General features: G+C 58.5%; 1 pseudogene. It reads left to right on the top strand.

The annotated features are described in order from the left end of the window. A pseudogene (locus G7020_RS23855) lies at positions 1 to 130 on the top strand (IS30 family transposase); the annotation flags it as partial. Positions 131 to 253: the final 123 nt, after the last annotated feature.

Genomic DNA, 253 nt, shown 5'->3' with positions numbered 1-253 from the left:
CAGTATTCATGTGCGCCCGCCGGAGATTGAAGACAGGCTGATGCCGGGGCATTGGGAAGGCGACCTCATCAAGGGTAAGGCCAACGCCTCGTCCGTCGGTACGCTGGTGGAACGCACCAGTGGCTACGTATCCGCTCCATAAACCCCACCTACCCATAGCCTGCTGATCATTGGATGCTGAGCTCCCGCTTTCACCGGAGTTCATCCCATGATGCGTCCCGACGCCAAGGTGCAGAAGGTCTATCTCTACCCA

The sequence above is a fragment of the Stutzerimonas stutzeri genome, assembly GCF_013522825.1.
GTDB classification, from domain to species: Bacteria; Pseudomonadota; Gammaproteobacteria; order Pseudomonadales; family Pseudomonadaceae; genus Stutzerimonas; species Stutzerimonas stutzeri_AK.
Note: the sequence above shows the minus strand (reverse complement) of the source record. Positions and strands in the feature narration are given on the sequence as shown.